The organism is Acidobacteriota bacterium, assembly GCA_003696075.1.
Lineage (GTDB): Bacteria > Acidobacteriota > Polarisedimenticolia > J045 > J045 > J045.
Genome location: RFHH01000035.1, coordinates 1 through 6465, shown reverse-complemented (window position 1 = coordinate 6465; position 6465 = coordinate 1). Strand labels below are relative to the sequence as shown.

Genomic DNA, 6465 nt, shown 5'->3' with positions numbered 1-6465 from the left:
GTCTCGCCCGCCTCCAGCCGCCGGCTGGGCCTGGCGGGACGGCCCCCGACGGTGATGCGGCCGTCCCGGATCAACCGTGCGAGGCGCGTTCGCGACCAGTCGGGATGCCGCCCGGCGCAGAAGCGGTCGAGCCGGATCCCGGCCTCGCTCTCCTCCACGAGGTGCGTGAACCGCTGCCCCACCGGACCGCCCCCGGTCACTCCCCGGTCCCGGCGCCGTTTCCGGCAGGAGGCCGGCGCCGCGCCCGCCACCACAGGGCCGCCGCCACCGGGACGACGGCGAGCGAGACGATCTGGCTCGTGGAGAGGCGGTCGCCGAACCACAGCCCCCGCAGGGTATCGCCCCGGAAGAACTCGATCGCGAACCGGCCGGTGCCGTACGCCACGAGGTAGGCGAACGCCAGCTCGCCCGGGCGGCGCCGTCGCCCCCGGAGCCACAGGAGGAACGGGAGGACCACCCCCGCCGTCCATAGGGCCTCGTACAGCGGGGTCGGGTGGAGGGGAACGCCGAGCGGCACCCCGGTGCGGGCGTGGGCCGCCGGTGACGAGTAACGGATTCCCCACCAGAAGCGGCAGGCGGCGCCGTAGCAGCAGCCGGCGGCGAGACAGCCGAACCGCCCGATCGCCTGGGCGAGCGGCAGCGGAACGGCCGCCGCGTCGAGCAGCGGGCCGAGGGGGATCCGCTCCAGCCGCGCCAGCGCGAGCAGCGTCGCGAGACCGCCGAGCAGGCCGACCCAGACGACGCCGGCGGCCTGGAGGAGTTCCACCGAAAACAGCCGCGACGGCTCCTCCATGTACCAGGGCAGATCGACGAGCACCAGCCCGGCCTTGGCCGAGATCAGTCCCGCGACAACGGTCCAGAACGCGACGCGTCCCGCCGCCTGGGGCTCGATCCCCTCCCGCTCCGCCAGACGCTGGAACCAGAGCCAGCCGGTGAGCAGGGCGGTGGCCACCAACAGGCCGTAGGTCGGCACCGCGACATGGATGCGGCCGAGGAGCGGCAGGGAGACCTCGCCGAAGTCAATCAGGTAGGGATGCATGATCGCTCCGGTGTGCGGACCGGGGCCGGAGGGCCTCGAACAGCAGCAGCGCGGCGCCGCACGTGAGCCCGGTATCGGCGAGATTGAACGTCGGCCAGCGATAGGTGCCGAACCAGCGGACGAGGCGTCCCGCGAGCGGTTCGTAGGCCCAGTAGACGTCGATGAAGTCGACCACGTAGCCGCGCGCGACCCGGTCGAGGAGGTTGCCCGCGGCACCTCCGAGAATGAGGGCGAGGGCGACGCGCGCGCGGCGATCCGCCGCCGGGGCGCGGAGCAGCAGGACGCCGATGGCGGCGATCGCCGCCAGCGGAAGCAGCGTGAGGAGGAGCGACCGCCAGGGCTCGGAGGCGTCGGCCAGCATTCCGAACATGGCGCCGGTGTTGTGGCTCAGGGCGAGCCGCAGGCAGCCCGGCAGGAGCGGCAACGGCGCTTCCAGCCAGCGCTCGGCCGCCAGCTTCGACAGCTGGTCCGCTGCGAACCAAGAGGTCGCGAGCGCCAGATCGCGGTTCCTCGGGGACACGACTGGGGCACTCCGATAGGGGACGACGAGCATACCGCGGCGCGTCGGGACGGGCCGCTGCGACCTCCGGCCCGGCCGTGCAAGAATACGCCGCCCCGCGCGCCCTCGGCGGCAGGCGACGGAGGCGGAGGAGCGGATGGCTTACCAGCGACCCTCGGGCGAGCACCGGTTCGCCGAAAACGAGCGGCGGACGCTCGAGTTCTGGCGGGAACGGCGCATCTTCGAGCGCTCGCTGGAACAGCGGAGCTCGGGTCCCAGGTTCGTCTTCTACGAGGGGCCGCCGACGGCGAACGGCCTGCCGCACAACGGGCACGTCTTGACCCGCGTCGTGAAGGACCTGTTCCCCCGCTACCGGTCGATGCGCGGTTTCGACGTGCCGCGAAAGGCCGGATGGGACACGCACGGGCTGCCCGTCGAGGTGGAGGTCGAGAAGGAACTCGGCATCCACGGCAAGTTCGAGATCGAGCGATACGGGGTCGAGGCGTTCACCAAGCGGTGCATCGAGTCGGTTTTCCGGTACACCGAGGAATGGGAGCGGCTGACGGAGCGGATCGGCTTCTGGATCGATCTCTCGGACGCGTACGTCACGTTCCACCGCCCCTACGTGGAGTCGGTCTGGTGGGCGCTGAGCCGCCTGTTCGACAAGGGCCTGCTCTACCGGGGCCGGAAGTCCGTTTGGTGGTGGCCCCAGGGCGGCACGGCGCTCTCGGCCGCCGAGGTGGGTCTGGGCTACCGGGAGGTGGACGACCCGGCGGTGGTGGTGCGCTTTCGGAGCCGCTCGCGTGAGGGCGTTTCCTACCTTGCGTGGACGACGACGCCCTGGACCTTGCCGAGCAACGTGGCGCTCGCCGTGGCCGAGGATCTCGAGTACGTCGTGGCGCGCGTGCGCCGGCCGGACGGCCAGCCGCGCGAGGAGCGCGTGGTCGTCGCCGCGCCGGTGGCCGGAACGGTCCTCGAAGGGCTCGAGTGGACCGCCGAGGAAACGCTCCGCGGCGAGGCTCTCGTGGGGGAGCGGTACGAGCCGCTCTTCCGGTACGCCGAGCCGACGGGGGGGCGCGCCTACGAGATCATCGCCGCCGATTTCGTCGGAGCGGAGCAGGGAACCGGGATCGTCCACATCGCCCCGGGATTCGGTGAGGACGACTTCCGCGTCGCCCAGGAGCAGGGCATCGGATTCCTCCAGCTGCTCGAGCCGGACGGCACGTTCCCGCCGTCGGTGCCCGAACTCGCCGGACTCGGCTTCAAGGAGGCGGACCGCGAGGTCATCCGGATGCTCGAGGCCCGCGGGCTCCTCTTCGATCGGTCGACGTACCGGCACGACTACCCGTTCTGCTGGCGGGCCAGCAGCGACCCGCTGATCCAGTACGCGCGTCCGGCCTGGTTCATCCGCACCACGGCGCTCATCGACGAGGCGATCCGGAACAACCGGGCCGTGCAGTGGCTTCCGGAGCACATCAAGGAGGGACGCTTCGGCGACTTCCTCGAGAACAACGTCGATTGGGCGCTGTCGCGCGAGCGCTACTGGGGCACACCGCTTCCCATCTGGACCTGCGAGGCCTGCGGCGCCCGCGTCGCCCTCGATCGGCTCGACGCGGCGCTGGAACGCAATCCGCAGGCGCTCGAACACTGGAAGAGGGCCCGCGAGCGCGATCCGTCGCTGTCGGAGCATCTGGCGATCCACAAGCCGTGGGTGGACGCGGTGACGTTCGGCTGCCGCGAGTGCGGCGGAACGATGCGCCGGGAGAGCGAGGTCATCGACTGCTGGTTCGACTCGGGCTGCATGCCGTTCGCGCAGTTCGGGTTCCCGCATCGCGGCCGGGAGGAGTTCCGGCGCGCGTTTCCCGCCGACTTCATCTCGGAGGCGATCGACCAGACCCGGGGATGGTTCTACTCGCTCCTCATGATCTCGACTCTCGTGTTCGACGAGGAGACGCAGCGGGAATACGGCCTCGTCCCCCCGCGGGGCTATCCGCACCCGTACAAGACCTGCATCGTGCTCGGCCACGTGTGCGACCCCGAGGGGAAGAAGGAGTCGAAGAGCGCCGGCAACTACACGCCTCCGGACCTGGTTCTCGAGGGCCGGTTCACGCTGACGGTGGCCGATCCGGCCGCCGTCGAGCCGGCGCCGGCTCCCGAGGAGGCCGTTCTCGTCCGCGCTCAGGTCAAGACGCTGGGGCTCCCGGAGGGGCACGAGGTGACGCTGCGGGCGGGCGAGCGCACCGCGAAGGCGCGCCTTCGCGCCGGGTCGCCCGGCAAGGAGGCGATCGGCCTCGGAGATGCGGTGCGGTCGGAGCTGGGAGTGTCGAGCGGCGACCGGGTGGTGGTCGAGGTGCTCGACGATCCCCCGGGGGCGGATGCGTTCCGCTGGTTCTTCTACGCGGCGGGGCCGCCGTGGAACAACACCCGAAACTCGCTGCGCGCGATCCGCGAGCAGCAGAACGAGTTCCTGGTGAGGTGGTCCAACGTCCTCACCTTCTTCCTCATCTATGCCTCGATCGACGGGTTCGATCCCGCCGAGGGGCTGCCGGCGGCGGACGGGCGGGTCCCCGATCCCACGGGCGGCCGCGGCTACCGGCCGGCCGCCGAGCGGCCGCTGCTCGACCGGTGGATCCTCTCGGAAACGGCCCTGACGGCCCGCCGCGTCACCGAGGCGCTGGACGGTTACCGCATCTACGACGCCGCCCAGGCGCTCAAGCGCTTCGTGGACGGCCTGTCGAACTGGTTCGTGCGGCGGAACCGCGACCGGTTCTGGGCACCCGGGGTGGAGCAGGACAAGCGGGACGCCTTCTGGACGCTGTGGGAAGTGCTGTGCCTGCTCGCGCGTCTCGCCGCGCCGTTCGTCCCGTTCTTCTCGGAACACGTCTGGCGCACGCTCGTCGGGGGGGCGTGGCCGGGGGCCGCCCCCGAGAGCGTCCATCTCGCCGACTGGCCCGAGCCTCCGGCGGCCTGGATCGACGAGGAGCTCTCGGAATCGATGGACCTGGCGCGCGAGGTCGTGTCGCTCGGGCTGGCCGCGCGCGCCGAGAGAAAGATCCGCGTGCGCCAGCCGCTGGCCACGGCGCGGGTCTTCCTGGCGGACCGGCAGCGCGAGGCGTCGTTGAAGTCGCTGGCGTCGATCATCGCCGACGAGCTGAACGTGAAGGAGGTGCGGTTCGGCGGGGATGCGGACCGCTTCGTCACCTGGACTCTCAAGCCGAACTTCCGGCTGCTGGGACCCCGGTACGGCAAGGCGATGCCGGCGATCAAGGCGGCGCTGGCGGCGGCCGACGCCGCGGAGCTGCGGCGGCGGCTCGACGAGAAGGGGGAGTTCGAGATCGAGGTGGAAGGGCGCGCGATCCGGTTGAGTTCGGAAGAGGTTTCGGTCTCCCTCGCGGCGAAGGAGCACTACGCCGCGTCGTCCTCGGCCCGGGCCGTCGTCGTCCTCGACACCGACATCGACGAGACGCTGCGCATCGAGGGCCGCGCCCGCGAGCTCGTCAACAGGATCCAGGCGCTGCGCAAGGAGCTCGACCTGGACTACGTCGCCCGTATCGAGGTGTTCGTCGATGCGGGGGAGGGGATGGCGCCGGTGCTGGAGCGCCACGGGGAGCTGGTGGCGCGCGAGACGCTCGCCGTGTCGGTCGTTCCGGGAAAGCCGCCCGAAGGTGCGGCGGTGAAGGAGACGGTCATCGACGGGGAGCCGGTCCGGATCGGGCTGATCGAGGCGGGGCGGTGAGCGAGCCGCTCTACTTCGACCACAACGCGACCGCCCCTCCCGCTCCGGGCGTGCCGGAAGCCCTGGCCGCGGCCCTCCGGGACGGCTGGGGCAACCCCTCCAGCCGCCACGGGTGGGGACGCCGGGCGCGCGAGGCGCTGGAGCGGGCGCGGGGCGAGGTCGCCGCCTCCCTGGGCGCCACGGCCGCGCAGGTGGTCTTCACCTCGGGGGGCAGCGAGGCCGACGCCCTGGCGATCCGCGGGCCCGTGGCGGCCGGCGCGGTCGCGACGCTCGTGGTCGGCGCGCTGGAGCACCCCGCGGTGCTCGGCACCGCGCGGGCCGTGGCCCGGGAACGCGGCCTGCGGCTGATCGAGGTTCCGGTCGACGCCGCGGGGCGCGTCACGCCGGCGGCGCTGGAGCGCGCTCTCGAGGGAGCGGAACGGCCGCTCGTCTCGGTGATGGCGGCCCACAACGTGACCGGGGTCCTCAACGATCTCGTCGCCCTGGGTGCCGTGGCGCAACGGGCGGGGGCGCTCTTCCATACCGACGCCGTCCAGGCCTACGGGAAGATCCCGCTCGACTTCGCCGCGCTGCCGTGCGCGATGCTCTCCGTGTCCGCCCACAAGATCGGCGGGCCGCCGGGGGTGGGAGCGCTGCTGGCGCGCGAGGAGGTGCCGCTCGCTCCTTACTGCGGGGGAGGCGGCCAGGAGCGGGGGCGGCGGCAGGGAACGGAACCGCTCCCCGCAGCCGTCGCTTTCGGGACGGCCGCGCGCGCCGTGGCCGCGCGTCTGGGGTGCGCTCGCGCCGTGGCGCGCCGGCGGGATCGATTCGAGGAGAGGCTCGCCCGCGCGGTCGACGGGGTGCGGTTCGCGGGAAGGGACGCGGATCGGCTGCCGAACACCTCGGCGGTGCTCGTCCGAGGCGCGGACGGGGCGGCGGTGGTGGCGGCGTGCGACGAGCGGGGGCTCGCCGTCTCGGCCGGTTCGGCCTGCCACGGGGCGGGCGGCGGCTCCGCCGGAGCGATCCTGGGAGCTGCGGCCCCGGGTTCCGCCGGGGAGTGGGGACTCGTTCGCGTCAGCGCTGGGCCCGACACGACCGACGCGGAGATCGACGAGGCGGTCGTGAGGCTGGCCGAGGCGATCGGCGAGGTTCGGAGCCGGGAGGACGGACGGTGGCGGTGAGGGGGGGCGCGCGCGGACGCGCGGCCGAGGG

5 protein-coding genes are annotated in these 6465 nt (G+C 72.7%); 2 read left to right on the top strand and 3 right to left on the bottom strand.

Features of this window, described 5'->3' with window-relative positions:
- The 3 genes from D6718_02215 to lspA form a co-directional block, all read right to left on the bottom strand.
- On the bottom strand, positions 1-251 hold a 251-nt coding region (locus D6718_02215; GenBank protein ID RMG48246.1), incomplete at its 3' end, for a hypothetical protein.
- The gene (locus D6718_02210; protein ID RMG48245.1) at positions 197-1039 is read right to left on the bottom strand and encodes a prolipoprotein diacylglyceryl transferase; all 843 of its coding nucleotides are present in this window, start codon (positions 1037-1039) and stop codon (positions 197-199) included. The genes D6718_02210 and D6718_02215, both read right to left, overlap by 55 nt.
- Positions 1020-1592 (bottom strand): signal peptidase II, encoded by a 573-nt coding sequence (gene lspA, locus D6718_02205; protein ID RMG48247.1) that lies wholly within the window; start codon positions 1590-1592, stop codon positions 1020-1022. The genes D6718_02210 and lspA overlap by 20 nt, the downstream gene beginning before the upstream one ends.
- Before the next feature lie 103 nt (positions 1593-1695).
- Between lspA and D6718_02200 the strand changes: the two genes are divergently transcribed.
- Together D6718_02200 and D6718_02195 are read left to right on the top strand one after the other, a co-directional pair.
- On the top strand, positions 1696-5274 hold the full coding sequence (locus tag D6718_02200) for an isoleucine--tRNA ligase (GenBank protein ID RMG48244.1): 3579 nt from the start codon (positions 1696-1698) through the stop codon (positions 5272-5274).
- On the top strand, positions 5271-6434 hold the full coding sequence (locus tag D6718_02195; protein ID RMG48243.1) for an aminotransferase class V-fold PLP-dependent enzyme: 1164 nt from the start codon (positions 5271-5273) through the stop codon (positions 6432-6434). Before D6718_02200 ends, D6718_02195 begins: the two co-directional genes overlap by 4 nt.
- The last annotated feature ends 31 nt before the right edge of the window (positions 6435-6465 follow it).